Annotated in this window: 21 protein-coding genes and 1 pseudogene; 11 read left to right on the forward strand and 11 right to left on the reverse strand. The window is 73.6% G+C overall.

Features of this window, described 5'->3' with window-relative positions; translation table 11 throughout:
- Positions 1-84 precede the first annotated feature (84 nt).
- Positions 85-1896 (reverse strand): 2-oxoglutarate dehydrogenase, E2 component, dihydrolipoamide succinyltransferase, encoded by a 1812-nt coding sequence (gene sucB / locus V1633_RS18550; protein WP_331215608.1) that lies wholly within the window; start codon positions 1894-1896, stop codon positions 85-87.
- A gap of 69 nt (positions 1897-1965) precedes the next feature.
- Positions 1966-3354 (reverse strand): dihydrolipoyl dehydrogenase, encoded by a 1389-nt coding sequence (lpdA, locus tag V1633_RS18555; RefSeq protein WP_331215609.1) that lies wholly within the window; start codon positions 3352-3354, stop codon positions 1966-1968.
- Positions 3355-3619: 265 nt separating this feature from the next.
- Between lpdA and V1633_RS18560 the strand changes: the two genes are divergently transcribed.
- Positions 3620-3943 (forward strand): hypothetical protein, encoded by a 324-nt coding sequence (locus V1633_RS18560; protein WP_331215610.1) that lies wholly within the window; start codon positions 3620-3622, stop codon positions 3941-3943.
- 373 nt (positions 3944-4316) lie between these two features.
- On the opposite strand, the gene V1633_RS18565 is transcribed toward V1633_RS18560, so the two are convergent.
- Positions 4317-5906 (reverse strand): leucyl aminopeptidase, encoded by a 1590-nt coding sequence (locus V1633_RS18565; RefSeq protein WP_331215611.1) that lies wholly within the window; start codon positions 5904-5906, stop codon positions 4317-4319.
- 164 nt (positions 5907-6070) lie between these two features.
- On the opposite strand from V1633_RS18565, the gene gcvT reads away from it, so the two are divergent.
- Positions 6071-7219 carry a glycine cleavage system aminomethyltransferase GcvT gene (gcvT, locus tag V1633_RS18570; protein ID WP_331215612.1) on the forward strand — a complete coding sequence of 383 codons (1149 nt, stop codon included), beginning with the start codon at positions 6071-6073 and terminating at the stop codon, positions 7217-7219.
- 19 nt (positions 7220-7238) lie between these two features.
- Here the strand turns inward: gcvT and V1633_RS18575 are convergent, their stop codons facing one another.
- The 3 genes and pseudogenes from V1633_RS18575 to V1633_RS18585 all read right to left on the reverse strand — a co-directional run.
- Entirely contained in the window at positions 7239-8528 is a 1290-nt protein-coding gene (locus V1633_RS18575; protein ID WP_331215613.1) for a DUF2314 domain-containing protein, read from the reverse strand.
- An 86-nt stretch (positions 8529-8614) separates the two neighbouring features.
- A complete protein-coding gene (locus tag V1633_RS18580; RefSeq protein ID WP_331215614.1) occupies positions 8615-9385 on the reverse strand; it encodes an adenosylcobinamide-GDP ribazoletransferase in 771 nt (256 codons plus the stop codon).
- A gap of 97 nt (positions 9386-9482) precedes the next feature.
- Positions 9483-11468: pseudogene (locus tag V1633_RS18585) on the reverse strand (bifunctional adenosylcobinamide kinase/adenosylcobinamide-phosphate guanylyltransferase); the annotation flags it as partial.
- 169 nt (positions 11469-11637) lie between these two features.
- On the opposite strand from V1633_RS18585, the gene V1633_RS18590 reads away from it, so the two are divergent.
- From V1633_RS18590 to V1633_RS18600, 3 genes are all read left to right on the forward strand, one after another.
- A complete protein-coding gene (locus V1633_RS18590) occupies positions 11638-11838 on the forward strand; it encodes a hypothetical protein (protein ID WP_331215903.1) in 201 nt (66 codons plus the stop codon).
- Between the two features lie 7 nt (positions 11839-11845).
- Positions 11846-12643: a site-2 protease family protein gene (locus V1633_RS18595; protein ID WP_331215615.1), complete on the forward strand. Its 798-nt coding sequence runs from the start codon at positions 11846-11848 to the stop codon at positions 12641-12643.
- 76 nt (positions 12644-12719) lie between these two features.
- Positions 12720-15215 (forward strand): hypothetical protein, encoded by a 2496-nt coding sequence (locus tag V1633_RS18600; RefSeq protein ID WP_331215616.1) that lies wholly within the window; start codon positions 12720-12722, stop codon positions 15213-15215.
- Between the two features lie 234 nt (positions 15216-15449).
- Here V1633_RS18600 and V1633_RS18605 read toward each other — a convergent pair whose 3' ends face one another.
- Together V1633_RS18605 and V1633_RS18610 are read right to left on the reverse strand one after the other, a co-directional pair.
- Positions 15450-16448 carry an aldo/keto reductase family protein gene (locus V1633_RS18605; RefSeq protein WP_331215617.1) on the reverse strand — a complete coding sequence of 333 codons (999 nt, stop codon included), beginning with the start codon at positions 16446-16448 and terminating at the stop codon, positions 15450-15452.
- Positions 16449-16510: 62 nt separating this feature from the next.
- Positions 16511-18547, reverse strand: a complete 2037-nt coding sequence (locus V1633_RS18610; protein ID WP_331215618.1) for a WG repeat-containing protein — start codon at positions 18545-18547, stop codon at positions 16511-16513.
- A 1067-nt stretch (positions 18548-19614) separates the two neighbouring features.
- Between V1633_RS18610 and V1633_RS18615 the strand changes: the two genes are divergently transcribed.
- A complete protein-coding gene (locus V1633_RS18615) occupies positions 19615-19782 on the forward strand; it encodes a hypothetical protein (RefSeq protein ID WP_331215619.1) in 168 nt (55 codons plus the stop codon).
- Between the two features lie 1069 nt (positions 19783-20851).
- Here the strand turns inward: V1633_RS18615 and V1633_RS18620 are convergent.
- Positions 20852-21001 carry a hypothetical protein gene (locus V1633_RS18620; RefSeq protein ID WP_331215620.1) on the reverse strand — a complete coding sequence of 50 codons (150 nt, stop codon included), beginning with the start codon at positions 20999-21001 and terminating at the stop codon, positions 20852-20854.
- Positions 21002-21099: 98 nt separating this feature from the next.
- On the opposite strand from V1633_RS18620, the gene V1633_RS18625 reads away from it, so the two are divergent.
- The 3 genes from V1633_RS18625 to V1633_RS18635 are packed head-to-tail and all read left to right on the forward strand — an operon-like array spanning position 21100 to position 23769.
- On the forward strand, positions 21100-21954 hold the full coding sequence (locus V1633_RS18625) for an ABC transporter permease (protein WP_331215621.1): 855 nt from the start codon (positions 21100-21102) through the stop codon (positions 21952-21954).
- The gene (locus V1633_RS18630; RefSeq protein ID WP_331215622.1) at positions 21947-22759 is read left to right on the forward strand and encodes an ABC transporter permease; all 813 of its coding nucleotides are present in this window, start codon (positions 21947-21949) and stop codon (positions 22757-22759) included. The genes V1633_RS18625 and V1633_RS18630 overlap by 8 nt, the downstream gene beginning before the upstream one ends.
- A complete protein-coding gene (locus V1633_RS18635) occupies positions 22756-23769 on the forward strand; it encodes an ABC transporter ATP-binding protein (RefSeq protein WP_331215623.1) in 1014 nt (337 codons plus the stop codon). The genes V1633_RS18630 and V1633_RS18635 overlap by 4 nt, the downstream gene beginning before the upstream one ends.
- Before the next feature lie 99 nt (positions 23770-23868).
- On the opposite strand, the gene V1633_RS18640 is transcribed toward V1633_RS18635, so the two are convergent.
- Positions 23869-24438: a helix-turn-helix domain-containing protein gene (locus V1633_RS18640; protein WP_331215626.1), complete on the reverse strand. Its 570-nt coding sequence runs from the start codon at positions 24436-24438 to the stop codon at positions 23869-23871.
- Between the two features lie 54 nt (positions 24439-24492).
- Here V1633_RS18640 and V1633_RS18645 point away from each other — a divergent pair, with 54 nt between their 5' ends.
- Together V1633_RS18645 and V1633_RS18650 are read left to right on the forward strand one after the other, a co-directional pair.
- Positions 24493-25179 (forward strand): AzlC family ABC transporter permease, encoded by a 687-nt coding sequence (locus tag V1633_RS18645; RefSeq protein ID WP_331215627.1) that lies wholly within the window; start codon positions 24493-24495, stop codon positions 25177-25179.
- Positions 25173-25481 carry an AzlD domain-containing protein gene (locus V1633_RS18650; RefSeq protein ID WP_331215628.1) on the forward strand — a complete coding sequence of 103 codons (309 nt, stop codon included), beginning with the start codon at positions 25173-25175 and terminating at the stop codon, positions 25479-25481. Before V1633_RS18645 ends, V1633_RS18650 begins: the two co-directional genes overlap by 7 nt.
- Before the next feature lie 87 nt (positions 25482-25568).
- Here the strand turns inward: V1633_RS18650 and V1633_RS18655 are convergent, their stop codons facing one another.
- The gene (locus V1633_RS18655; RefSeq protein ID WP_331215629.1) at positions 25569-26171 is read right to left on the reverse strand and encodes a DUF3043 domain-containing protein; all 603 of its coding nucleotides are present in this window, start codon (positions 26169-26171) and stop codon (positions 25569-25571) included.
- Between the last annotated feature and the right edge of the window lie 56 nt (positions 26172-26227).

Raw genomic sequence — 26227 nt, forward strand, 5'->3', positions numbered from 1 at the left:
CGCGCGACCCCGGTCGCGCGTGGGCCGGGGAAACGCCGAGGGGCGCCCGGCCGACGGCCGGACGCCCCTCGCGGGATTGTCAGATCAGGAGAGACCGAGTTCCGCCTCGAACTGGCCCGCCTCGAGCCGCTCCTTGACCGCCGACAGGAACCGGGCGGCGTCCGCGCCGTCGATCAGCCGGTGGTCGTAGGAGAGCGCGAGGTAGACCATCGAGCGGGGCACGATCACCTCACCGAGCTGGGGGTCGGTGACCACGACCGGACGCTTCACCACCGCGCCGGTGCCGAGCATCGCCGACTGCGGCGACGGCACGATCGGGGTGTCGAAGAGCGCCCCCCGGCTGCCGGTGTTGGTCAGCGTGAAGGTGGCCCCGGCGATCTCGTCCGGGCTGATCTTGTTGGTCCGGGTCCGGTCGGCCAGGTCGGCGATCCGCCGGGCCAGGCCGGCCAGGTTCAGGTCGCCGGCGTTGTGGATGACCGGCACCATCAGGCCCCGCTCGGTGTCGACCGCGACGCCCAGGTGCTCCGCGTCCGGGTAGGTGATCGTCCCGCCGTCCAGGTCCATCCGGGCGTTGACCACCGGGTACGTCTGCAGCGCCTCGACCGCGGCCAGCGCGAAGAACGGCAGGAACGACAGCTTCACGCCGTGCCGCTGCAGGAAGCCGTCCTTGGCCCGGGCCCGCAGCTTGGCCACCTTCGTGACGTCGACCTCGACGACGGTGGTGAGCTGTGCCATCTCGTGCAGCGACTCCTGCATCCGCTTGGCGATGACCGCGCGGATCCGGGGCAGCTTCTGGGTGCTGCCGCGCAGCGGGCTCGGCTCCGCCTTCGGGGCCGCCTCGGCCGGTGCGGCCGGTGCCGCGGGCTTGGCGGCCTTGGCCGCCCGGGCCCGTTCCGCCGCCTCGAGCACGTCCTGCTTGCGGATCCGGCCACCGACACCGGTGCCGGTCAGCGTGCCGAGCTCGACACCCTGCTCGGCGGCGAGCTTGCGGACCAGTGGGGTGACGTACCCGGCACCGTTCTCGCCGCCGGCCGGGGCAGCCGCGGCCGGGGTCGGCTTGGCGGCCGGCTGAGCCGCCTGCTCGGCGCGGGCCGGCTCCGCGGCGCGCTCCGTCTCCGGCGCCGGGCTCTGGTACGACGCACCGGCCGGGGCCGGCTGGGCGGCGGCCGGCTTCGGCTGCTCCGCGGCGGGCTTCGGTTGCTCGGCGGCGGGCTTCGGCTGCTCCGGCGCCGGGGCGGGCTTCGGCTGCTCGGCCGGCTTGCCACCGGCGGCACCGATCACCGCCAGATCGCCACCGACCGGAGCGGTCTCGTCCTGCGGAACCCGGATCTCCAGCAGCGTCCCGGCGACCGGGGAGGGAATCTCGGTGTCGACCTTGTCGGTGGAGACCTCGACCAGCGGCTCGTCGACCTCGACGGTGTCGCCGACCTCCTTCAGCCAGCGGGTGACCGTGCCCTCGGTGACGCTCTCGCCGAGCGCCGGCATCTTCACGACCGTGCCCTCGCCGCCGGCCGGCGCGGTCTGCGCCTCGACGGTCTCCGGCTCGGCCGGCTGCTCCGGCTCGGGCTGTGCCGCCGGCTCGGGCTCCTCGGCGGCCTCCGGCGCGGCGGCCTCGGCCTGCGCCGGGGCGGCCTGCTCGGCCTGCCCGGCCGACTCACCGTCCCCGTCGATCACCGCGAGTTCGCTACCGACCTCGGCGGTCTCGTCCTCGCCCACCACGATCCGGGCCAGCACCCCGGCGGCCGGCGAGGGGATCTCGGTGTCGACCTTGTCGGTGGAAACCTCAAGCAGGGGCTCGTCGACCTCGACCCGCTCACCCTCCTGCTTCAACCAGCGGGTGACGGTGCCCTCGGTGACGCTCTCGCCGAGCCGGGGCATGGTGACCGATACCGGCATCTTTCAAGACTCCTTCGTGGCCTGTCGATCCTGGCCCGGTTGCCGCCGGGCGCCGCGGGAAAACTGTGGTCAGGCGTGTGCGTGCAGCGGCTTGCCGGCCAGGGCCAGGTGAGCCTCGCCGAGCGCCTCGCTCTGGGTGGGGTGGGCGTGGATGAGCTGCGCCACCTCGGCCGGGTACGCCTCCCAGTTGAAGATCAGCTGCGCCTCGCCGACCAGCTCGCCGACCCGGGCACCGACCATGTGCACGCCGACGACCGGACCGTCCTCGACCCGAACCAGTTTGACAAATCCGGCGGTCTTGAGGATCTGGCTCTTGCCGTTGCCACCGAGGTTGTAGTTGTACGTCTTGATCTTGTCCGCGCCGTACTGCTCCTTGGCCCGGGCCTCGGTGAGCCCGACGGAGGCCAGCTCCGGGTCGGAGTAGGTGACCCGGGGGATGCCGTTCTCGTCGATCACGGCCGGGTTGCGGCCGGCGATCTCCTCCACCACGAAGATGCCCTGCTGGAAGCCGCGGTGGGCGAGCTGCAGGCCGGGCACGATGTCACCGACGGCGTAGATGTTCCCCACCCCGGTGTGCAGCCGCTCGTTGGTCAGCACAAAACCGCGGTCGATCTTGACGCCCTGCTCCTCGTACCCGAGGTTGGCGGTGGTCGGGCCGCGACCGACGGCGACCAGCAGCAGCTCGGCCTCGAAGGTCTCGCCGCCCTCGATGCTCACCTTGACCCCGGAGTCGGTGTGCTCCACCTTCTCAAAACGCTTGCCGGTCTTGAACTTGATGCCGCGCTTGCGGAACGCCCGCTCCAGCGCCTTGGACGACTCCTCGTCCTCGGCGGCCACCAGCCGGGGCAGCGCCTCGATGATCGTCACGTCGACACCGAACGACTTCCAGACGCTGGCGAACTCGACGCCGATGACGCCGCCGCCGAGCACGATCGCCGACGTCGGCACCCGGTCCAGGGTGAGCGCGTGGTCGCTGCTGATCACCCGCTCGCCGTCGATCTCCAGCCCGGGCAGCGTACGCGCGTACGAGCCGGTGGCCAGGATGACGTTGCGGCCGGTGTAGCGCTGGCCGTTGACCTCGACGGTGTCCTGGGAGACCAGCTTGCCGGTGCCCTCGACGGTGGTGATCTTCGGGTTCTTGAGCAGACCCTGCAGGCCCTTGTAGAGCCGGGAGATCACGCCGTCCTTGTAGCTGTTGACCCCGGACATGTCGATGCCGACGAGTTCGGCCTTGACGCCGAACTGCTCGGACTCCCGGGTCTGGTCGGCGATCTCCGCCGCGTGCAGCAGCGCCTTCGTGGGGATGCAGCCGTTGTGCAGGCAGGTCCCGCCGAGCTTGCCCTTCTCGATCAGCGCGACCGACAGGTCCAGTTGCGCGGCGCGCAGCGCGGCAGCGTACCCGCCGCTGCCACCCCCGAGGATGACGACATCGAAGGTTCCGCCGTTCGGCTCGGTCACAGTTAACTCCCAGGTCGCGTCGCTGCTACGAGGGGGATGCCGGGCAACCGGACATACCGCCGCCTCCGGCCGAGGTCCTCGGGCCGGAGGGGCGTGGACTTTCGCCGGTCTGTCCGTGCGTACCGGTGAGCGCCCACCTCGGTCATCTTGTCACTTGTGTACGCGGGCCGCGTACCGAGGTGCCCAAGGACACGTCGTCGGGACGTACGCTTGCTCGAGTCGCCAGTTACACCACGGGGCCGACGTGGTGGGGAGGAGAGATCGGGTGGCCTGGTTTCGCCGGCGCAAGAAGGCGGTTGTCACGGCGGGGGATCGCCCGGCCAACCGCGCCGATCTTGAACATCTCGAACAGTTCGTCCGATCGAGACGGGGCGTCGAGGCGTTCATCGAGCCTCGGACGACAGTGACCGAAACCACCGTGATGCTGATCGCGCACGACGGCGAGTGGACCCGGCGCCGCATCGACGGCCCGGAGGGTGCCCGTCGGTTCGCCCACAAGATGGCGATCCCGGTCTATGACGTCCGGCTGGTCGGCTATCCGCAGCGGATGCGGGACTACAACGAACGCCGCAAGCGCATGACCAGTTGACCCCTGACGACCCACGGACGTCGCCAGCTCACCCTCGCCTCCCGGCCCGGGTGAGCCCCGGCTGTTGGTCCGACCGACCCACGACTCCCGGGCCCGGGTGAACCACAGTTGCGGCCCCGGTACCCACGGCTGGTTGCCCCCGGCGACCCACGCCGGTCGGCCCTGGAACCCACGCCAGGCGGCCCGGGTGAGCCACGGGTGGGGCCGGGTGACCCACGACGGGATCAAGCCTGACCGCCCAGAGTGGGTCACCCGGCCCCACCCCCACCGACGAGCCCGCTCCACCCACACCGACGAGCCCGCCCGCCCCCACGAACGAGCCCCGGGCCGGCGCGCCGCGAACAGCGCCGCACCGGCCCGGGTCACGCGTGGATCAGCCGTTCGCGGCGATGTCGTCGACCAGCTCCAGCAGGGTCCGCACCGGCACACCGGTGCCGCCCTTGCTCCAGTACCCGGTCGGCTCACCCGAGTGGTAGCTCGGACCCGCGATGTCGATGTGCGCCCACGGCACGTCCTCGGTGACGAACTCGCGCAGGAAGACGCCGCCCTGCAGCATGTGCCCGGCACGGTCCATCCCCGCGTTGACCTGGGAGATGTCCGCAACCTCCGACTCCATGCCCTTGCGTACGTCGTCCGGCAGCGGCATCGGCCAGGTCGGCTCCCCGGTGGCGTCGCCGGCCACCTGGACCCGCTGGCAGAACTCGGAGGTGCCCATCACGCCCGCCACCCGCTTGCCCAGCGCCACCACCTGGCCACCGGTCAGCGTCGAGGTCTCGATCAGGTAGTCGCAGCCGTCCTCGCAGGCCCGGGCCATCGCGTCACCGAGGACCATCCGGCCCTCGGCGTCGGTGTTCAGCACCTCGACCCGCTTGCCGTTGTACATGGTGACCACGTCGCCGGGCCGGTACGCGCTGCCCGACGGCATGTTCTCCGCCATCGGCAGGTACCCGGTCACCGCGACCGTCGGCTTCAGCTCGGCGATCGCGAGCAGGCTGGCGGCGACGGCCGCCGCGCCGGCCATGTCGGACTTCATCTCCCACATGCCCTGGGCCGGCTTGATCGAGACGCCGCCGGTGTCGAAGGTGATGCCCTTTCCGACCAGCGCGACCCGCTTCGTCGCCGCCCCGGCGCCGGCGGTGGCCGGGTCGTAGGTCAGCTTCACCAGCCGGGGCGGGGCCTCCGAGCCCTGGCCGACGGCGAGGATGCCGCCGTAGCCGCCGGCGGCGAGGGCCTGCTCGTCGAGGACCTCCACGCCGAGACCGGCCTCCCGGGCGGCGGCCGCGACCGAGTCGGCGAACGACGGCGGGCGCAGCTCGTTCGGCGGGGTGTTGACCCAGTCCCGGGTCCGGCTGACCGCGCGGGCCACCACCGTGGCCCGGGTGATCTCCGCCTGGGCCCGCTCGTCGGCGGCGTCCGGCACGTGCACGGCGATCGAGGAGACGACCGGGCGGCGGTTCGGCTGCGGCCGGGTCTTGTAGCCGGCGAACCGGTAGGCGCCCAGCAGCGCACCCTCGGCGGTGGCCCGGAGCGCGGCCGGGGCGTCCTCGTCGTCCGGCACCGGCAGGGTCAGCGCGACGCGCTCGGCGCCGGCGAGCGCCCGGACCGCCGACGCGGCGGCGCGACGCAGCGTCTCCGGGGCCGGCGCCGCGCCCGACGGCTCGGCCCCGAGACCGACCGCGACCACCAGCGGCGCGGTGATCGTGCCGAGGGTGGCAAGCTTGATCACCTCGCCGGGACCGCCGGTGGCACCCAGCAGTGCCAGGGTCTCGGTCAGTCGACCGTCGAACGCCGCGGCAATGCTCTCCGCGCCGCTGGCCAGCAGCAGAGTGTCGGCGAAGCCGGTCGTCCGCCCGGTCGTCGTCGCGTCCGTGGTCTGGCTGTGCAGGCCGATCACGATGGCGTCGACGGCGAGTTCGGCGGGGTCGGTGTCGACCAGGCTGAGGGTGGTGCTGGGCGATGTCACTCGGCGGCTCCGGTACGGGCACGGCCGGCCGCCTGGTGTGCGGTCGGCGAAGATGGTCTCCGGCGAAACCTACCCGCCGGAAGAATGGGCTGTCCCGCCGACGGTCCGCCGGAGGGGTCCCGCCGATGCTAACCAGGCGTCCCTGCGCAGGTAGGTTGCGACCCATGACCGACGCAACCCAGGTGTCCGGCCCGACCCCGGAACCTTCCCCCGACCAGCTCCGCCGCTCGCCGCTGCACGAGCGGCACGTCGCGCTGGGCGCCAAGTTCGCCGCCTTCGGCGGCTGGTCCATGCCCCTGGAGTACGCCGGTGGCGGGGTCCTCGCCGAGCACACCGCGGTACGTGCCGGGGTGGGTGTGTTCGACGTCTCGCATCTGGGCAAGGCCCGGGTCACCGGACCGGGGGCGACCGACTTCGTCAACGCCTGCCTCAGCAACGACCTGGGTCGGATCGGGCCCGGCCGGGCGCAGTACACGCTCTGCTGCGACGACACCACCGGCGGGGTGGTGGACGACATCATCGCCTACCTGCACGGCGACGACCACGTCTTCCTGATCCCGAACGCGGCCAACACCGCGGAGGTGGTCCGCCGGCTGCGGGCCGCCGCCCCGGCCGGGATCACTGTCACCGACGAGCACGAGGCGTACGCCGTACTGGCGGTGCAGGGGCCGCGTTCGGCGGAGGTGCTCGGCGCGCTGGGGTTGCCGACCGGGCACGGCTACATGAGCTTCGCCGCCGCCGACCTCGACGCTGCTCCGCTCGTCGTCTGCCGTACCGGGTACACCGGGGAGCACGGTTACGAACTGGTCGTTCCGGCGGAGGCGGCGGTCGGGGTCTGGGACGCGCTGCTCTCCGCGGGTGGCCCGGACGGCATCCGCGCCTGCGGGCTCGGCGCCCGGGACACCCTGCGGACCGAGATGGGCTACCCGCTGCACGGCCAGGACCTGTCACCGGAGATCACCCCGGTGCAGGCCCGGCTGGGCTGGGCGGTCGGCTGGGACAAGCCGACGTTCTGGGGGCGGGAGGCGCTGCTGGCGGAGAAGGCGGCCGGCGCCCGACGTGCCCTCTGGGGGTTGGAGGCGGAGGGCCGGGGCATCCCCCGCGCCGGGATGACGGCCCACGTCGGCGACACCGTGGTGGGCACGATCACCAGTGGGACGTTCTCGCCGACCCGCAAACTCGGCATCGCCCTGGCACTGCTCGACACGGCCGCCGGGCTGACCCAGGGCGACCAGGTGGAGGTCGACATCCGGGGCCGTCGTACGCCGATGCGGGTGGTCCGGCCGCCGTTCGTCCAGCCGTCCGTGAAGTAGCCGACCCGGCCGGGCCCGCTCAGCGCTGCGAGCGGTCGCCGGCGTCGAGTACGGCCTGGGTCCAGCCGCCCTCCACCACGCCGCTGCCGTCGAGTACCGCCCAGTCGACCACGTCGACGACGTCCACCACGACGGGCCGGCCGACCCGGACCGCCGGGTCGGCGGCCGCGTCGCTGGCGCTGGCGCCCAGGATCCGCTCCGGAGCGGCCCAGGAGGTCACCCCGGCCCAGACGTACTCCGGCCCCTCGTCGGTCGGCAGCGCGTACTTGACCAGCAGTTGCACGCCCTCGGGCAGCTTGCCGGCCAGGAACCGTTCCCGGATTCCCGGCAGGCCGTCGCGGGCGGTCGTGATCGCCTTCGCCATCGCGTCGTCCGGGCGGGCGTACCGGACGTCGGACTGCGCGGCACCGAACAGGGCGGCACAGACCGCGGCGAAGTACCGCCCGGCCGGGCCGGGGTGGCCGGCCGGGGGGAGCAGGGTCAGGAACGAGTCCGCGTCGGGGTCGGTCGCCGGGTCCAGTTCCAGGCGCAGCGCCGCCGGCCGGGTGCTGTCGTGCTGTTGCGGGTTGCCGTACGCAACCGCGATGTCGTGACCGGTGACCGAGGTGATCACCGGAAGCGGGACGAAGGCCGGCACCTCGTTGTCGGTGAGCCCGTCGGTCCAGGCCCGCAGCAGTCGGCGGGCCACCCCGGTCATCACCGCGCCCCAGGCCCGGGTGAGGTGCGTCGGCACCCCCTGTGCCTGCAGTTCCAGCAGTCCGAAGCGGCGCAGCCCCTTCGTGGTGAACCAGAGCCCGCTGTCGTCCGACGAGTACGGCACCAGCACCCAGTCGATCAGGCGTACCCGTCCCTCGCCGTCCGGCAGGGAGCGCAGCGCGGTCGCCGGATCGAGGAACTGCAGGGCGAAGACGTCCACCACGTCGGCGTCGAGCCGCTCGGCGAGCGCGGCGGCGACGGTACGGGCCGCCCACTCGTGTGCCGGCGGCCAGCCGGGTCGGTAACTCGCCTGTACGACCACCAGGTCGGTGGCGGCGGCCAGCCGGGCGAGTTGGGCATCGGTGGCACCGAAGGCGCTGAGCAGGTCCGGCGGCAGGTGCGGGAACTCGCTGATCGGCCGGGTGTCGACGCTCATCAGCGGGCTGGACAGCATCTGCCGGGCGAGGTCGTGCACCGGCCCGGAGATGCGTCCGCCGAGCCCCGCCACCACCTCGGCGGGCAGCGGGCCGGACTGACCGGAGGTCGGCACCAGGTAGGTGGCGGTCAGCGTCTCCGGAACCGGAACGGGCAGGAAATCATCCGTGATCAACATTCGTCCCCCCGCTCGACCGACCGGTGTTCGTTTTTGCGAACGCTACCCGTGTTTCGCCACCCGTGGACGCGGATCCGGTCAGCCGTTCAGCGGGTCAGCACCAGACCCAGGTAGCAGACCGTGGTGCCGACCTCGACGGCGGCGCCGAGCACGTCACCGGTGACGCCGCCGAACCGGCGTACCGCGTGGCGCACGGCCAGCAGGGCGACGGTGAGCGCGCCGACGACGGCGAGCGGCCCCTGCCACGGCCGGCCCGGCACGGCGGTGACCGCGGCCAGTGCGACGGCGGCCGTGCCGACGGCGAGTGCTCCCGGGCCGACCGTGCCGGCGACCAGCGCGCCGAGTCCGTCCGGCCGGGCCGCCGGCAGGCCACGCCGACAGGCCCAGCTCACCGCGAGTCGACCGGTCGCCGTCCCGGCCACCAGCGTCGCGACCAGCGCCGGCCACGGCCGGCCCGCCAGCGCCGCGAGGCACGCCGCCTGGATCAGGAGTACGAGGACCAGCGCGGCGACGCCGAACGGGCCGACGTCCGGCTGACGCATGATCTGCAGGGCGGCCGGCCCGGACCGGTAGGAGCCGAGCGCGTCGATCGTGTCGGCCAGCCCGTCCAGGTGCAGCCCCCGGGTGAGCAGCGCCGCCACGGCGACGGTGACCCCAGCGGCGACCAGGGGCGGGGCGAGCGCGGCGAGCCCGCCGAGCACGGCGGCGAGCAGCAGACCGAGCACGGCGCCGACCAGCGGGGCCAGCGCCATCGCGGTACCGGCGGCGGCCCGGTCCACCCGGGCGACCCGTAGCGGGGCGACGGTGAAGGTGGTCAGGGCCAGCCGACCGCCGGCGACGAACCGTCCGTCAGGCACCGCGGGTGCTGGTCGACGCCGCGTTGTCGACAGCCGTGCCGCCGTCGGCCGCGGCACTGGTGTCCGGCGCCGCCACGCTGTCCGGTTCCGTCGGGTCGTCGGCTGTCGTCGGGCCGTCCGGTACGGCGGTCGGTCCGGGTCCGGCCGGCCGGGGCTCGACGAACTCGCTGTCGTCGTCCGCCTCGACCCACTCCCGGTCCGACTCCGTCGGCTCGTCGGCCGGTGCCGCACCCGGCCCGGTGCCCTCCGGGGCGTCCGTCGGGCCGGAACCGGTCGGCTCCCCGTCCGAGGTCAGCGTCGGATGGGTCGGCAGTCCACCGGCCAGGGTCAGCCCGGAGCGCAGCAGCGGCAGCGCGGCCAGCGCGGCGGTGCCCTCACCGAGGCCGAGCCGCAGGTCGAGCAGCGGGCTCAGGTCGAGTACGTCGGCGGCGAGCCGGACGGCCGGGTGGTCGCCGTGGTCCGGCAGCAGGCACCAGTGCCGGGCCTGGCCGGCGAGATCCCGGCTGACCAGGCCGGCCGCCACGCCGACCGGCCCGTCCAGCAGCACCGGGGTACGGCGCGCGGTGGCGCCGAGCAGGATTCCGGTGGCGACCGCGATGTCGCCGCCGCCGAGTTCGGCCAGCACGTCCTTCGCGTCCCGGGGGCTGCGCCGGGTCCGCTGCAGCGCGTCCCGGACCGCCGAACACCGGGCCATCCAGGCCGGGTCGTCCACCTGCCCGCCCGGGGTGACCACCCGGCCGAGCACCGCCGCCGGTTCGGCGCCGGCGGTCGCCGCGAGCACGGCGGCCGCCGCCGCGTCCGTACCGGCGCCGCAGGCGGCCAGCACGAGCAGTTCCACACCCGCGTCCACCGCGTCCTCGGCGAGCCGCCACCCGTACCGCAGGGCCGCCTCGACGTCGTCGGTGGAGAGCGCCGGCTCCTGCTCCATCGGCCCGGACGCCGGGACCTCGACGACCTGGAGGGTGGCGCCGGCCTCGGCGGCCAGCCGGGCGAGCGGACCGGAGCCGGCCCGGGCCTGCGCCGCCCGTCGGGCGGACTCGCCGGGCACCGCGCCGGCCGAGGCGCCGCCCGCGTGGTCGCCGTGCAGCAGCAGCACCCGTACCGAGCGCCACGGCGTCGGTGTCGCGGTCCGCTGGGTGGCCGCGGCGAACTCGACGACCCGGGCCAGGTTGCCGAGTCCGGGGCCGGGCAGGTCGAGGGTGGCCAGCCGGTCGAGCGCGGCCCGGCCGGTGTGCTCGTCCGGCATCGGCAGTTCCATCCCGGGCTGGATCACCAGGCCGGTGGCGACCATCGGCAGGGCCATGGTCGGCGCGGTCCAGGCCGTCCCGGCCGCCGGGTCGGTGCCGGACCGCCGCGGTGTGTCGACGGTCGGCCGGAGGACCTCCGGCATGGCGCCGAGGACCCCGGTCCAGGCCGACGGTGTCGTACCGGCGTCGGCCGCCGAGGTCACGCCCGGCCAACCGGTGGCCTCGGCGTTGCGGTCCGCGCCGGGCTGCGCCGGTACGCTCGCCCGCTGCGGGGACGCCGCGCCCGCCGGGCCGGACTCCTTGAGCCGGGTCGGCTGTCCGGCGATCACCAGGACGACGGTGTCGCAGGCGTCCGCCACCGTCTGGTTGGTGCTGCCGAGCGCGTCGGCGAAGGCCCGGCCGAGCGGGGTGACCGGCACCATCGAGAGTCCGACCTCGGGGCTGACCAGCACCAGGCGGGCGGCGCAGTCCCGGACCGCCGCGCCGAGCTCGGCGACGGTGGCGACATCGTCCGCCGGCTGGTGCGCCGGGTCGAGCAGCACGGTCACCCATCCGCCGAGGTCGTCGACGAGCAGCGTCTCGTCCGGTGCGGCCGTTCTGATCAGCTCCAGCAGCCGGCCCGGGTCCGTGCCCGCCTCCTCGGTCGCCCAGCCCGCCGGCCGGCGCAGCCGGTGCGTCTCGATCCGGGCCGCCCACTCGGGGTCGTCGGGGCTGGCCGTCGCGGTGGCGACGTACCGGACCCGGGGCGCCTCCCGGACCAGCGATTCGGCGAATTCGGACTTGCCGGACCGGATCCCGCCCAGCACCAGGATCCTGCTCCACCCGTCTACGGACATGCCCGTACCTTAGAGCGCTCGGTTGTACATCCCGCTGTGAGGTGCGGCTCGGCGCCCCCGGACGTACGGGTCGGGGTGCTCGGCGGACCGCTCCGGCTGGTTGGTCCGGATCGGCCGACTAGGCTGGCGGAGGTTGTCGGCGCGGAAGATCGGCGAGGGGAGACGCGACATGCCGTGGAGCTGGCGGTACGAGGGCGCGGACGGTGCTCCGGTGAGCGGACCGGCCGAGGCGTTCAGCAGCCAGGCCGACGCCGAGTCCTGGATCGGACAGACCTGGCGGGAACTGGCCGCCTCGGGCGTCGCCACGGTGCTCCTGGTCGAGGACGACCGGGTGGAGTACCGGATGAGCCTGCAGCCCACGGCCGAGTGACCGGGTGATGGCCTTCGACCAGCGGGGCCGGGACCGGCTCGTGCTCGGCGTCCCGGCGGCGGCCTTCCGGCCGAGTCCGATCTTCCTGGCCCTGGTCGCGCTCTTCGTGACCAGTGGTGTGATGGCGTGGAACGAGTACGGCAACGTCCGGTTCGACGTTTTCCTCTTTGTCGTCTCCGGCTGGCTGGTGTCCCTGTGCCTGCACGAGTACGCGCACGCCATCGTGGCGTTCCGGGCCGGTGACCGGGGTGTCGCGCACCGCGGTTACCTGACCCTCAACCCGCTCAAGTACAGCCACCCGCTGCTGTCGATCATCCTGCCGGTGGTGGTCGTGCTGCTCGGCGGCATCGGTCTGCCCGGCGGGGCGGTCTGGGTCGACCGGCACGAGATTCCCGGGCGGCTCCGGCACTCGCTGGTCAGCCTCGCCGGCCCGGCGACCAACGTGATCTTCGCGCTGCTGCTGGTGGTGCCGTTCGCGATCGGCGTGGACGTCAACGCCGCGCCGGCGTTCTGGGCCGGGGTCGCGCTGCTCGCCTTCCTGCAACTGACCGCCAGCGTGCTCAACCTGCTGCCGGTGCCGGGACTGGACGGCGGCAACGTCGTCCAGCCCTGGCTGAACCCGCAGTGGCGGCGGGGCTACGACCTGATGGCGCCGTTCGGCTTCATCCTGCTCTTCGCGCTGCTCTGGAATCCCCGGGTGGGCGGCTGGTTCTTCGACGGCGTCTTCGCGGTCGGTGACCTGATCGGGCTCCCCGACTACCTCTACGTCGAGGGGCTGCGCCTGATCCGGTTCTGGCAGGGCTGACCGCCGTCCGGGCTGTCGGTGCCGTTCCGTATCCTGCCGGTCGTCCGATCGGGAGGGGGGCCACGCCGTGGCCGACGTGACCGCTGTCCAGGTGCTGCTGGAGTGCTGCGAGCCGAAAGTGTTGCCCGACGTCCTGACCCGGCGCCGCCAGGCCGCTGAGGAGGTGCTCCGGCACGCGTCGGTGCTGGGCGCGACGCTGGTGCGGGCGGTGCTCGACTCGGGGGACGACGGTCTGCGTCTGGCGCTGGCCGGCAACCGGGCTTTCCCGGCCAGCCACCCGGAGGCGGCCGCCGAACTGGCCGCCACCGCGACCGCGCCGATCGCCGCGGCGCTGCTCCGGCACGGCGACGCGAAACTGCGCGCCGAGGTGTTGGCCGTTGTCGATCCGGCTGATCCCTGGTGGCGGCGGCCGGGCGGGTTCGTCCCGACCCTCGTCGACCGGGCGAGGTACGAGTGGCAGATGATCACCGACCTGGCCGGTACGACACCGTTCGAGGAGATCGACCACGTCTTCCTCTCCCTGGACCGGGCGCGTACGGCGCGCCGGGAGCTGGAGGTGCTGGCGCACGTCTGGCGGCGGGCCGGGCGCGACGCGGTGGCCGGCTACCCCACCGCCCAGTTCGATCCGCTGGTCGCCGAGTCACTGGCCGACGCGCTGGGCGCCGAGGACGGGGTGGCCGCCCTGGAACGGGCGACACACGAGCTGGAAACGGCGGCCGGCGTGGCCCGGCTGCTGCGGGCGGTCGACCGGGGCACCGCCGAACTCGCCCCGGATCAGCTGGTGGACTGGTCGGCGGTGGTCGCCGGGGACGCGGAGCAGCCGTACGGCGCCGCGGCGGCCAAGGCCCTGGGCGAGCGTGCCGACTGCCCCGACGCGCTGCGGACCAGCTTCGTGCACCGGTTCGGGGTGGACGTCCTGAACTGGTTCCCGGGGCCGGTCGGCCTGCCCGTGATGCTGGCCTGCGCCGAGGAGCTGGCGAACGGCAACGCCGTGGTCACCGGTACCCGGCTGCTCGGCGAGAAGGTGGCGGAGGCGCTGGAGCAGGGGACGGTGACCGCCGCGCAGGTGGTGGAGCGGCTGGCGCCGGTCGGCTGCCTGCCGGGTGTCGCCGTCATGGCGGAGCCGCTCAGGACGGCGGTCGGGGAACTGGTCGGTGCCACGGTCGGCACCGACCCCGGTGCCTGGCGGGCCCTCTGGAAGCACCTGTCCAGTTGGCCGGGCAGCCTGCCGGAGCTGCTGGCGGCGGCGACCGCCACCGCCGGGGAGGTGCGCCGGTGGGCGAACGCCAGACCGGCACCCGCGCTGGACGGCAAACCGCCCGCCTGGACACGCTCCCGCCGGGCATTCCGCGACCTGCTGCTCTGCTGCCCGACCGAGACCGTCATGGCGATCCTGCCGGTGCTCGACGGGCGGGCCACCTACGACCTGCTGCACCGTGGCACGGTCGGTCCCGAGCTGGTGGCGGCCCTGATCGACACGAACAACCTGGCACACCTGCGTCTTCTCGCCGGAAACCGGGACCTTCCAGCGGACACGTTCGACGCGCTGCTGGCCTACGACGACACCGAGATCAACACCGGCCTGTACCAGAGCCCGCACGCCACCCCGGCGGTACGACGCCGGATCCTCGCCGGGCTGCGCCACGACGAAGCCTGGCCGGGCGGGACGGACCGGCTCCCGCTCGGTGACCGGCTCCGGGCGCACCTGCTGGAGCCCGCCGAGCGTCGGTTCATGCTGCCCTGGATCGAGTCGGGGCTGACCGAGCTGGCCGTGGAGCTGATGCGTCGTACCCGGGTACCCACCGGTCTGCTCCAACTGCGGATGGTGCTGGCGGTCGCCCGTCGGGAGGGCGTACCGGCCGCCCGGGCGCTGTTCGAGGTGGACCTGACCCGGCGCGCGTACCAGGGCAATCCGTGGCTGGTCGCGGTCCGAAAGGCGGCGGCCGGGGCGCTCGACGGTCCGGACGAGGCCGCGGCCGTACGGGCGGTGCAGGCCCTGGTCGACCGGGAGAGTACGCCGGACAAGTGGCTGGGCCGGTTGCGCCGGGCCGATCCGATGGCGGGTGACCTGCACATCCTCGAGGCCGAGCAGCACGTGACCGACTGGACGCTGCTGCTCGCCGAGCACCGGCGGGAGCCGTTCCCGTACGGCGTGCTGGTGTATCTCGGGAAGCTGCCGGGATGTCCGGCGGAACTGGTCGCGGAGGTGGCCGCCGGGCCGCCGTCGACCGACGGGTCCGACGGACCTGTCGTCCCGCCGACGACTCCGGACGGAAGCGTCGATTGGACCGACTGGGCGACCTGGGCGCCCCGGGCGGTCGCCGCCGGTACGGTCCCACTGGCCGACCTGGCGACGACGGCCGCGCCGGTCAGCGCGCTGCTGCGGGCCGGTGGCAAGGCCGGATGGTGGCGGACGGCGGACGATCCGCTACCCGGCCTGTGCCGGGAGGTGCTCGGCGAGAACCTCGACGGTTGGCTGCTGGCCCTGGACCTGGTCGACAACTTCCCCGGCACCCTGCCCGAGTTGTTGACCACCAGCCGGATGGCCACCGCCGTCCTGTCACCGCACTGAGCTGCCGGCCCGACCCTGCGGCGGGCCGGTGGCCGAGTGGGCTGCCGTGCCGCGTCGGGCCGGATCCGCGACGAGATCGCCCGCGCCGTCGACGACCGCGGTGGCCGAGGGGACTGCCGTGGCGGCGCCGAGCCGGTACGGGCCGGGTGTCGGCCGTCACGGTGCCGGGCCGGGGCCGGCGGGAGCCGGGGCGGCGGCCGGCAGGTTCGCCGACCGCCACCCCGGGTCGGACCGTTACGGCCGGGTGGCCGGGCTCTGGGTCTTGGCCGGGTCCCGCTCGACGATCGGGTCGATGACCTCGTCGATCGCCTTGAGCAGCTCGGCGTCGAGCTTGACCCCGGCGGCCTTCACGTTGTCGTGCACCTGCTCGGGGCGGGACGCCCCGACGATCGCCGACGAGACGTTCGGGTTCTGCAGCACCCACGCCACGGCCAGCTGGGCCATGCTCAGGCCGGCCTGCTCGGCCAGCGGCTTCAGCCGCTGCACCCGGGTCAGCACCTCGTCGTTCATGAAGCGCGAGATCATGTTGGCGCCACCGGACGAGTCGGTGGCCCGGGAACCGGCCGGCGGCTCCTGACCGGGCAGGTACTTGCCGGTCAGCACGCCCTGGGCGATCGGCGACCAGACGATCTGTCCGATGCCCAGCTCCTCGCTGGTCGGTACGACCTCGGACTCGATGACCCGCCAGAGCATCGAGTACTGCGGCTGGCTGGAGACGAGCTGGATCTTCAGCTCCCGGGCCAGCGCGTGCGCGGCCCGGATCTCGGAGGCCTTCCACTCCGAGACGCCGATGTAGTGCGCCTTGCCGGAGTGCACGACGTCGGCGAACGCCTCCATCGTCTCCTCCAGCGGCGTCTCGTAGTCGTACCGGTGCGCCTGGTAGAGGTCGACGTAGTCGGTCTGCAGCCGCTTCAGCGAGCCGTTGATCGACTCCATGATGTGCTTGCGGGACAGGCCACGGTCGTTGCGGCCCGGCCCGGTCGGCCAGTAGACCTTCGTGAAGATTTCCAGGCCCTCGCGGCGCTCGCCCTTCAGGGCCCGGCCCAGCACGGCCTCCGCCTTGGTGCCCGCGTACACGTCGGCGGTGTCGAACGTGGTGATGCCGACGTCCAGAGCCGCGCGAACGCAGGAGAGAGCGGCCTCCTCCTCGACCTGTGAGCCGTGGGTGAGCCAGTTGCCGTACGAGATCTCGCTGATGAGCAGGCCGGAACGGCCAAGGTGACGGAATTCCATACCTCGACCCTAGCCCTTTCCCCGGGAAGTGGATCAGGTCGCCCGGCCGGGGCGGCCACAGGTCACAGTACGGGCTTGGTGTCCGCCAGGAGTCTGTCGATCTCCTCGATCACGTCGGACCGGCTGGGGTGCAGTACGTCGATCAATGGCTCGCCACGCCGGTCGAGCGCGCCCCACCGGCCGGCACCGTCGCCGATCAGGAAGGCGACCGGGTGGATGACCATGGCCGGGTGGGCCGGCGGAACGATGACCTGCCCGGACTTGTCGACCACACCCTTGCGTCCGCTGGCGTCGACGATGGCCAGGCCCTCGTCGGTGAAGCCGTCGACGTACCGGCCGTCGGTCAGTGCCGTCGCGAAACCGGTGTACCGGGTCGGCAGGAAGACCTTGCCGGTGCGGTCGACCGCGCCCCAACCGCCGCGACGGACCGCGGCGACACCCCGCCGGAACGGGCGTACGTCCTCGAAGCCGGTCGGGATGACCACCTTGTTGGCCTTGTCGATCGCGATCCACCCACCGGTGCCGTCCCGGGACACCCAGGCGAGCCCGTCGGAGAAGGAGCTGACCGCCAGGTATCCGGCCGTGGCCTCGACGAGCAGCGCACCGGACTCGTCGATCAGCTCCCAGGTCGGGGTCTCCGGGCGGCGGACCCAGGCCGCCCCGTCCCGGAACGGCTGCACGTCGGCGTAACTCGGGGCGATCGCCAGCTGCCCGTCCGGGTCGGCGTACCCCCAGCGCTGCACCTTCTCGCTGAACGTGGGCACCGGTGGCTTGTGCACCTGGAGGATCTCGTCACGGTCCCGGGGGTACGGGCCCCAGCCGTTCTGGGCGACCTTGTTGAAGACCGCGTCCAGCGCCAGTTCGGTACGGGCGATCAGGTCCGGATCCTCGACCTTGCGCAGTTCCAGCGCCTTCTCGAAGTGGTTGCAGGCCTCCATGTAGCGGCCCTGGTCGTAGCAGGACCGGCCGGCGTGCTCGTGCATGGTGGCCCGGAGCCGGTCCGGCAGCTCGGGGGAGTTCGCCTCACCGAAGAGCCGGTCGGCCTCGGCGAAGTCCCCACGCCACTGGAGTACGTGCGCCAACCGGGCCTGCGCGATCGCGATTCGTCGCAACTGGCCGGTCGCCTCGGCGTGCGCCAGCGCCAGTTTGCCGTCGGCCAGCGCCTTGCCCAGGTCGCCGAGGATGCGGGAGACGACCGCCCGCAGGCTCAGCAGTCGGGCCCGGGTCCCGTTGTCCTTGGCCGGTTCGAGCTTCTCGGACAGCCGGTCCCGGATGGCCCGCAGCTCGTCCGGGTTCTCGACCAGCTCACGAAGCGTCTCGTGGTGGAACCGCCACTCGTACGAGGCGAGCACCTGTTCCGGATCGGCGGTGGCCGGTTCCGGTGTGCTCTCCTCGGGCTCCGGCTCGGCCTCCCGTCCGGCTCGCGGCCGGATGATCGGGGTGAGCATGGTGGGAGCGCTCAGCGCCGTTGCCGCGCCGGCGGCCGGACCGGCCGGAAGCACGGTGTCCGGACTGGCCTCGGCGACCGGTGAATCCGGCGGCGAGGTGTCCAGCGGCGGCCCGGAGACGGGTCCGTCGGCGGAGCCGGAGTCGGTGGCCGGAGGTGCCGGAACGGGGGTCGGGCCGGGGTCTTCGGGCGGTGGTGCCGAGCTGGCGGCGGTGCCGTCGGACGGTGCCGGAGGCGTACCGGTGGTCGCCGAGGCTGTCGTGTCGGCGGCGGCGGCGGTGGTCGGCGGCGCTGCCGTGTCGGCAGTCGGGGCAGCCGGGGCCTGCCCGGTCGTCGCCGTGTCGTCGACCGGCCCGGCAGACGCCGTCCCGCCGGCTGATTGACCGGTCGACGGGGTTTCGGACGTCAGACCTTCGCCGGCCGGCGGTGTGTCGGCGGTCGGTTCGGCGGCGGGCGGCCGGGTCCGGGCCGCCGGCTCGGCGGTCGGTTCCGGCGGTTCGCCGGCCGGGGGGTCCGCCGTACCGGCGGCATCCTCCTCGGCCAGGGCTGGCCCGGATGTCTGCCCGGTCTCCGGCAGTGGTGGCGTGGCGGGGGCGGCGTCGGCCAGCGGCCCGGGTTGGGCGTGGTCAGCGACAGGTCCGGTGGTTGGCATGAAGGGTACGGAAGTCTCACTTGGATCGGCCGCTTCGCCGGATTCCGGTCGGGGACCGGCGGATGCCGGTTCGATCGGAGGCCCGGACGAGGGTGCGGGCGAGGCGGGTTCGATGACGGGAGTGGCCGATGGTGCCACGTCCGTCGGTGGGACGGGTGTGGAGGGGACCGACGGGGCCGGTCCGGGGGACGGGACGGGGTCCGGCACCACCGGCGTGGTTCCGGACGGGGCGGGGGTCGGCGCGGGCAGGAACTCCAGCCGCAGGCCCCGGGTGGGTGGCGGCGCCGGACGCGGCACAGGCTGGTCGGTGCCGGAGGGCCGCGCCGGTGGCGGGGCCGTGGGCTCGCCCGGCGATGCCGGGGTCAGCCAGCCGGTCGGCCGTTCGCGCACCTGTTCGCCGGTACGGGCGTCGCTGCCGGCGTCCGCCGGTGGGGTCGGGCGGGTCGGCCCGGTCGGCGGCACGGCGGCGGCCGGTCGGGTGGGTTCGGCCGGGTGGGTCGGTGCCGGGCGTGGTGGTTCCGTTGGTGGGGTGGGGCGGGTCGGCCCGGTCGGCGGCACGGCGGCGGCGGGTCGGGCGGGCTCGGTCGGCCGGGCGGGTTCCGTCGGCGGTGCCGGCCGGGTGGGCTCGACCGGGCGGGGCGGTTGCCCGGCGCGGGCAGGGTCGACCGGACGGGCGTCCACCGGCCGGGACTGCTCGACCTTGCGAACGGGTTCGATCGGCCGACTCGGCTCGATCCGCCGAACCGGTTCGACCGGCCGTGGTTGTTCGGCGGCACGGGGCGGCTCGCCGGGCCGGGGTTGCCCGGTGGGCACCCCGCGCGGGCCGGCGACCGGACCGATCGCTCCGGGGGAGACCGGGTCCCGCCGACCGGTCAGGTCGTCGGGCTCCGGCGGACGGGGCACGTTCCGTTCGGCACCCGGAGCGGGGATCCGGTCCGGGCGGTTCGGTTCGGCCCGACGGCTCGGCGGCGGCGCGTCGTTCCCCGGGCGGTCGTACCCGAACGGGGCCGGCCGTCCCGGACGCTCGGGCGGCGGCGGCATCGGGCCGGAGCGGGCGGCCTGGTCCGGTGCGGTCCGTGGGTCGCGCCCGGGTGGCCGACCGGATCCCAGGTCCGGGAACCGGCGGCTGTCGCGAGGCGGCTCCTGACCGGGTACCGGGCCACGCGGTGCCGACCAGCCGGGAGTGGGCGGCGGTCCGGATCCGGGCCGCCGGCTCGGCGGTGGCGGCGGTGTGAAGTCCGAACCGGGCCGGTCCGGCCTGGTCCGTGGCGGGACCCGACCGGGAGGCGGCTCGTGGCCCGGTGAACGTGGGGCGGTGCCGCCGGGCCGAACGCCCCAGCCGTCGCCGCGGTCCGGACCGGTCGGTCCGTCGAACGCCGCCGGAGCATGGGGTACGCCTCGGTCGCCCGGCCCGGGTCGTCCCCGGCCTCCGGCCGGTCCAGGGCGGCGTTCGGCGGGCCCCGGTCGCCGGTCGGGCAGCGGCTGGGTCTCCTCCGGGGGCGGTCCGGTCAGCCACCGTCCCCGCCGCTCCGGCGGGAGCCGGTCGGGGAACTCCGGTGGCCCGGAGCGGGCCGCCCGGGGCCGCTCCTCCGCGGCCGGGTGGGGAGCACGCTCCGGCCGATTCCGTGGGTGGTCGACGCCGTCGGCGGAATCGCCACGACGCCCAGACTCGACCGGACCGGGCGCGCGGCGCTCGTCCCGGCCGATCGGCACCGGTCCGTCGGCGCGGCGGTCGACCGGTGGCCGACTCCGACCGTTGGACGGCCGATCCCAGTCCGGTGCGTCGTCCCAGCCGTCGGGGCCGTCGTGCCAACCGTCCGGAGGGTCGTACCAGCCCTCCTGGGTGTCGTGTCGCCGGGGTGCGGGAGTTACCCGGCCGTCGCCTAGCCGGCTGTCCCGCTGCGCCGGACCGTCGGGTCGGTGCGACGGGTAGGCGTCGCCCGGCTGGCCCGGCTGCCCGTTCGGCGGCGGCACGCTCGCCCGGCCGGTCGGCACCGAGGCCCGACCGCTCGGCCGGGCCGGCCGACGCCGCTGGTGCCCGATGTCGCCCGGATAGCGCTGCCCGGGGAACTGCGGACGCCACTCGGCCGTCGGTTCGACCACCCAGGACGGTTCCGCGGACTCACCCCACCGGTTCGGGTACCGCTCGCTCATGACACCACCTCGCTGCGCTCGGCGTTGTCATGAGCTATGGGGCCGAGTTGGCTGGTTCGCTCGCTGCGCTCGCTCACGACACCACCTCGCTGCGCTCGGCGTTGTCATGAGCTATGGGGCCGAGTTGGCTGGTTCGCTCGCTGCGCTCGCTCACGACACCACCTCGCTGCGCTCGGCGTTGTCATGAGCTATGGGGCCGAGTTGGCTGTCGGACCCGGTCCGCAGGGCGACCACGGCGGTGTCGGGGTGGCGAGCCGCGCGCAACGCGGCCGGGGAGGCCGGCTCGCGTCGCTTACTCACGGGGTGTCACCTCGTCGAAAATTCTCGCTGGGCAGCCGGGTGCACCGGATAAAGTCACCCGGCTCGAGGCAGCGTGGTCGCGGAAGGAGGGTAACGGCGTGGGCTCAGTCACCGCCACTGTGCCACCACCCATCGGCCGAAACATCACCACATCGTTCCGGACATTTACTGCCATAACCGGATCAGGGTTCCGTCGGTACTCTACCTACCGGCAAGCTACTCTTGCCGGCGCCTTCACCAACACCGTCTTCGGCTTTCTTCGTTGTTATGTGTTGCTCGCCGTGGCGGGGGGCGCCGGCGGCGTCGCCGCGGGCTACACGCCGGCCCAGTTGGCCACGTTCGTCTGGGTCGGACAGGGTCTGCTCGCCGTGGTGCTCCTCTGGGGATGGACCGATCTGGCCGACCGGATCCGCACCGGCGACGTGGCCAGCGATCTGCTGCGCCCGGTCCACCCGGTGGTCAGCTACCTCGCCGTCGACCTGGGCCGAGCCGGATACGCGCTGCTGACCCGCTTCCTGCCGCCGGTGCTGACCGGGCTGGTCTTCTTCGACCTCGCGCTGCCGACCCGGTGGCCGACGCTGCCGCTCTTCGTGCTCTCCGTCGTACTCGCGGTGGTGATCTGCTTCGGCTGCCGGTACCTGGTCAACGCGACGGCGTACTGGCTGTACGACGTACGCGGGCCGATGATCCTGTGGACGCTCGGCTCCGGAGTACTGGCCGGCCTCTACTTTCCGCTGCGCTTCCTGCCGGACTGGGTGACGGTCCCGCTCTGGCTGGCCACCCCGTTTCCCAGCCTGCTCCAGACGCCGCTGGACGTGGTCGTCGAGCGGGACCCACAGCCGGTCCAGGCGGCCCTGGTCGTCGTGCAGTTGGCCTGGGCTGCCCTCATCCTGCTCGCCTGTCAGGTCGTGCAGCGCCGGGCCGAGCGGCGGCTGGTGGTGCAGGGTGGCTGAGCGGACCGGGGTGCTGCCGGCCTATCTGGCGCTGCTGCGCGGACAGGCCCGCTCGCAGGCGTCCTACCGGGCGTCGTTTGTCGTCGACCTCCTCGGAAACGTCGGGGCCACCGTCTTCGACGTGGTCACCGTGCTGGTGCTGTTCCGGGTCACCGGGACCCTGGGCGGGTTCGACCGGAGGGAAGCGATGGTCATGGTGGGCATCTCCGCCGCCGCCTTCGCCGCCGCCGACCTGGCCGTCGGCAACATCGAGCGGCTCCGGCAGTACGTCCGCACCGGACTACTGGACGCGGTGCTGGTCCGACCGCTCAGCGCGCTGCCGCAACTGTTGCTGATGGAACTTCCGCTGCGCAAGACACTCCGGGCGTTGTTCGGTGTCGCCGTGCTGGTCGTCGCCGTGGCGACCGCCGGGATCGACTGGACCCCGGCGCGGGCCGTCCTGGTCGTGGCCGCTCCGCTCGCCGGAGTGGTCTTCTTCGGCTCGATCTTCGTGGCCACCGCCAGCCTCGCCTTCTGGTGGATCGACTCCGGCGAGATCGGTGCGGCGTTCACCTACGGGGGAAGGGACTTCACCACGTATCCAATGACTGTCTACAGTGGCTGGTTCCGAACCGTCTTCACGTACGGGCTGGGTTTCGGTTTCGTCGCCTACTACCCGACGCTGGCGTTGCTCGGCCGCGCCGACCCGCTCGGCCTGCCGGACTGGGTGGGGTGGGCCGCGCCCGGCGTCGCGTTGCCGGCCGTGGTCGTCGCCGGTCTCTTCTGGCGGACCGGGGTACGGCACTACCGGAGCACCGGCTCATGACGGCGACCCCGCCGGACGAACCGGTGATCGAGCTGGCCGGCCTGCGCAAGGAATTCGTGGTCCGGGTCCGGGCCGGCCGGTTCCGCCGGACGAGACGGCTGGTGACCGCCGTCGACGGGATCGACCTGACCATCCGCCGGGGCGAGATGATCGGCTACATCGGGCCGAACGGCGCCGGGAAGTCCACCACGCTGAAGATGCTCACCGGGGTGCTGATGCCCTCGGCCGGCGAGGTGCGGGTCTGTGGCCTGGCGCCGGTGGCCCAGCGGACCCGGCTGGCGCTGCGGATCGGGGTGGTCTTCGGGCAGCGTTCACAGCTCTGGTGGGACCTGCCGCTACGGGACTCGTTCGACCTTCTCCGGCACGTCTACCGGGTGCCGGCCGCCGCGCACGCGGCCCGGCTGCGCCGCTGCCGGGAACTGCTCGACCTCGACGACTTCCTCGACATCCCGGTCCGGCAGCTCTCCCTCGGCCAGCGGATGCGCGGCGAGCTGACCGCGGCACTGCTGCACGGGCCGGAGGTGCTCTTCCTCGACGAGCCGACGATCGGGCTCGACGTGGTCAGCAAGCAGGCGGTCCGGGCCTTCCTCGCCGAACTCGGCCGGGCCGGTGACACCACGCTGGTGCTGACCACACACGACCTGGCCGACATCGAACGCCTCTGCCGTCGGCTGGTGGTGATCGACCACGGTCGGGTGGTGCACGACGGCTCGATCGAGGCGCTGCACGCCCGGTACGGCTCGCGTCGGCTGGTGGTGGCGGACCTGGAGGAGCCGACGTCCGTGCCGCCGACGCTGGCCGGTGCTCCGCTGCTGCGGACCGAGGCCGACGGGCGACGGCTGGTCTTCGCCTGCGAGTCGGCGACCGCCTCCGAGGTGGTGGCACGACTCGCCGGGCTGGTCGCGCTCCGGGACATCGCCATCGTGGAGCCGGACATCGAGGACGTGGTCACCCGGCTCTACCGGGAGGCGGTCGCCGATGATCCGCGGGTCGGCGCGGAGCCGGACTGAGCCCCCGGGCCACGGACGCCCGAGCCGTCGGACGACGGCGGAATCCCGGTCGGCCGGGTGCCGGGCCGGCCTGCACGCTCGGTCGGCTGGGTGCTCGGTTCACGGGTGCTCCATCACCAGGACGGCGCAGGTGTGCGGCGCGAGCGCCTCGTACCGGTGCGGCACGTCGCCGGGAAACGCGACGTAGTCGCCTGGTTCGAGGACGACGGGTTCGTCGACCGGCCCGGTACGTAACCGGCCGGCGCTCACCACCAGGTGCTCGACGCTGCCGGGGATGTGCGGCTCCGCGGTACGGACCGTGCCCGGCTCCAGTTCGATCAGGTAGATGTCCTGGCGGACCTGCGGGGCGCCGGCGGCGAGCAGGGTACCGGTGAAGTCGGCCTGCTGGGAGCGGACCTGGGGGCCTTCCCCCGCCCTGATCACCCGGACCGTCGGCGTCGCCTCGCCCACCAGCCGGCTGAACGGGACGCCCAACGCCACCCCGAGCGCCCAGACCGTCTCCACGCTCGGGTTGCCGGTTCCCGCCTCCAGTTGGGAGAGGGTCGACTTGGCGATGCCGGCCCGGCGGGCCAGCTCCCCGAGGGAGATCCCGGCCCGGTCCCGCTCCCGTCGCAGGGCGGCGGCGATGACGGCCACCGGTGAACCTTCCGGTCTGGTCGTTCGATCCATCGGCCAATCCGTTCGACTTGACGAACACTTGTCACGCGTTCATCATTCTGAACCATGCGTACGGCAGAGCGAACAGCGAGGCGGACGTTGCTGCGCGACATCGGCGCGATCGGTGTCGCCGTCGTCGCGGTGGGCGCGTCCTTCGGCGCCATCGCCCTGACCGCGGGCCTGCCGGTACCGGCGGTCGTCGCGATGTCCACCCTGGTGTACGCCGGTGGCGCCCAGTTCATGGCCGTCGGACTGGTCGTGGCCGGCAGCCCGCTGGCGGCGGTCGCCGCCGGACTGCTGCTCAACGCCCGACACCTGCCCTTCGGGCTGGCCCTCGGCGACACACTGGGCCGACGGTGGCGTGACCGGCTGCTCGGCAGTCACCTGATGACCGACGAGGTCACCGCGTTCGCCCTCGCCCAGCCCGACCCGGCCGGGCGACGCCGGGCCTTCTGGCTGGCCGGCGTCCTGCTGTTCGTCGCCTGGAACCTCGGCACCGTGGTCGGCGTACTGCTCGCCAGCCAGGTCGGCGACCCGCTACGGCTCGGCGTCGACGCCGCGTTCCCGGCCGGGCTGCTCGCCCTGCTGCTGCCGTCCCTGCGGAAACCCGAGACTCGTCGGGTGGCGCTGGTCGGGGCCGCCGTCGCGGTGCTGGCGACACCGCTGCTGCCGGCCGGTCTGCCGGTGCTGCTCGCGCTGACCGGCCTCGCCGTACTCCTGCTGCCCAGGCGACGTCGGGAGCCGGCGTGCTGATCGCGACGATCCTCGCCCTGGCCCTCGGCACGTACGCCTTCCGGCTCTCCGGGGTGGTGCTCGGGGAGCGGCTCACCCTTCCCGACCGGGCGACCCGGCTGCTGCCGGTCGCGGCCACCGCGTTGCTCGCGGCACTGGCGGCCACCGCCGCGCTGACCGAGGCCGGGGCGTTCGCCGGGTTCGCCCGGCCGGCCGGTGTGCTGGTCGGCGCCGCGCTCGCCTGGTGGCGGGCACCGTTCGCGGCGGTTGTCGTGGCGGCGGCCGCTACGACAGCCCTGCTGCGTCTGCTCGGCATCCCCTGAGGATCCGGATGGTCGGGCTGCCCCTGACCTCCCGACCGCGCGGCTGTTGCTCTTCCGTCGCCCGATCGCCGAGGGCCGCCGGTCAGCTCAGATCTTGTCGCCGAGGTTGACCCGGGGCGCGGGAGCGCGCATCCGACGGAAGGTGATCGACCGCATGATCGCGTAGAGGTAGAGCGAACCCATCCGCTGGTCGGTCTTGGGGAAACGCTGCCGGATCAGCTTCTTGATCTTCCGGGAGATCAGCACCGAGTCGATCACCAGGGCGATGGCCAGCGCGCCCCAGAGCAGGTTGGAGACGAGCCGGACCACCGGCGGCATGGTGTTCGCCGAACCGATCAGCACGATCAGGGCGCCGCCGAAGAACCAGGTGCCGACCGTACGCCGGGAGTCGACCACGTCCCGGGCCAGGCCACGCTCCGGGGCCCGGTCGCGGGGGCCGCCCTCGCGCCGGAACTCGGCCGCCGCCTCGGCCCGGATCTGCCGCCGCCGCTCCCGCTGTTCCTGCTTGCTGAGCGGTTTGGTGTCCGCTGCCGGACGCCGTCCCGCGGTGGGCCGCTTCGGGGTCTGCTTCCCCAACTCCTTCTTGCTCGGGGTGTAACCCCGGGGACGGGTGGCGGGCGTCTCGGGAGTCACCTCGGTGACGGCATCCTCGACGAGGTTGGCGGGCTTGCGGCGAAAGAGCGACGGCACGGGTTGAAGGGTAGCCAACCCCGGTCCGCCCCCGCACCTCGCGGTGCACGACCGCC

The sequence above is a fragment of the Plantactinospora sonchi genome (assembly GCF_036422035.1).
Taxonomy (GTDB): domain Bacteria; phylum Actinomycetota; class Actinomycetes; order Mycobacteriales; family Micromonosporaceae; genus Plantactinospora; species Plantactinospora sonchi.